Here is a 1,614-nt window from a genome sequence, read left to right as displayed (position 1 = left end):
TCAAGAACTCGAGCCTGTTCGTCGGCAAGCTCGTGCAGACCTCGGACGAGCTGGCGGAGGTTCCGGAGCCGACGGGGAAGATCGCCTCGGCAAGACCGGACACCCGCGAATTGGCGGGAGTCGACTGAGCTGAACTGGGACGGCTGGCCGCGCCCGCCCAGCAGCGTGGACGCGCTCGAACTCCTCGCGCCTCGAGCGAGCGATGCGGCGCGTGAGACATGAAGACGCGGTGGAAGTGGAAGGGGGAAAAGCAGGCCGCCTCGGACACCTCTTCGAGGCTCAACGGCCGAGCGAGATTGCGCACGATGTGGTCGATCGCGCGGTTGACGCGCTCGACGTAATCCATCGGGACGCCGCGCTCGAGTCCTTCGTCAGTTCGCAAGATTTGGCAAGTCTCCGTTGCGATTCTTTAGTAGGCTAGCATCGAGGAGAATTCGCATGAAAGAAACCAAGGAGAATAAGGTCATGGAGCTAGGAAACTTCTCGGTCAGCCTCACCGTCAAGGACATCAAGGCCTCGAAGGCATTCTACGAGAAGCTCGGCTTCAAGGAGGTCGGCGGCAAACTCGAAGAGAACTGGATCGTCCTCCAGAACGGGAACGCGAGGATCGGACTGTTCCAGGGGATGTTCGACAAGAACCTCATGACATTCAATCCGGGGTGGACGAGGGACAGGGAGACCTTGAAGGACTTCCAGGACGTGCGGGAGCTGCAGCGTACCTTGAAGACGCGCGGAATCACGATGACGACCGAGGCGGACGAGACGACCGAGGGACCCGCGCACTTCGTGATCACCGATCCCGACGGCAACACGCTCCTGTTCGATCAGCACGTTCCGAGCCCGAAGCGCTAGGATCAAACCATGCAACGTTACTACCCGATAGGCACGCCGGGAGAGCCTTGGACCGATATTGAGAAGGTCGCCTGGTTCGAACGCTGCAAAGTCCAGCGAAGTTACAAGGACGAGGTGATCCAAAAGCTCGATCGTCTCGGCGCTCCCTTCCATGTCGAAACATACGGTGCACTCAGCATCGATCCGCAGCGCTACCCATTGTTCGCCGTCAAATGCAGATCTCCTGCGGACGGACGGTCGTGGGCGCTCGTGACCGGCGGGGTCCACGGATACGAGACGAGTGGCGTTCAAGGAGCGCTCGCATTTCTCGAAACCGTCGCGCCCTCCTATGCCGACCGCGTCAACCTATTGGTCGTGCCCTGCGTCAGTCCATGGGGCTACGAGGTCATCAATCGCTGGAACCCGCAAGCTTACGACCCCAACCGTTCGTTCGTTCCGGATAGTCCGGCTGAGGAGTCCGCGGCACTCATGGAACTGGTTGAAGCTCTGTCCGGCGATTCGGCCGAGTTCCTCGTGCACATCGACTTACACGAGACGACCGACAGTGACGAACAGGAGTTTCGTCCGGCCTTGGCCGCTCGAGACGGGAAGCCTCTCGAGCCAGGCCACATCCCCGATGGGTTTTACACCGTCGGTGACACGGAGAATCCGCAACCTGATTTTCAAGCGGCCATCATCGCGGGCGTGCAGCAAGTGACGCACATTGCTCCCGCCGACGCGAATGGGCAGATCATCGGGGCGGATGTCACACAAACGGGTGTC

General features: G+C 60.5%; 3 protein-coding genes. 2 read left to right on the top strand and 1 reads right to left on the bottom strand.

Features of this window, described 5'->3' with window-relative positions; all coding sequences use genetic code 11:
- Positions 1–382 (bottom strand): helix-turn-helix transcriptional regulator (locus tag GY725_08580; GenBank protein MCP4004236.1); only part of this gene is annotated, 382 nt, incomplete at its 3' end.
- A gap of 83 nt (positions 383–465) precedes the next feature.
- Between GY725_08580 and GY725_08575 the strand changes: the two genes are divergently transcribed.
- Together GY725_08575 and GY725_08570 are read left to right on the top strand one after the other, a co-directional pair.
- The gene (locus GY725_08575; GenBank protein MCP4004235.1) at positions 466–852 is read left to right on the top strand and encodes a VOC family protein; all 387 of its coding nucleotides are present in this window, start codon (positions 466–468) and stop codon (positions 850–852) included.
- Between the two features lie 9 nt (positions 853–861).
- Positions 862–1,614, top strand: a 753-nt coding sequence (locus tag GY725_08570) for a M14 family metallocarboxypeptidase (protein MCP4004234.1), incomplete at its 3' end; no start/stop codon positions are given.

Source organism: bacterium (assembly GCA_024226335.1).
Classification (GTDB): Bacteria; Myxococcota_A; UBA9160; order SZUA-336; family SZUA-336; genus JAAELY01.
The sequence above is the reverse complement of the archived record's forward strand: the minus strand, read 5'-3'. Positions and strand labels throughout refer to the sequence as shown.

What these genes read in the sequence shown, in the direction of transcription:
- GY725_08575 (MCP4004235.1), top strand. Translation starts at nt 466, where the DNA reads ATGGAGCTAGGAAACTTCTCGGTCAGCCTCACCGTCAAGGACATCAAG.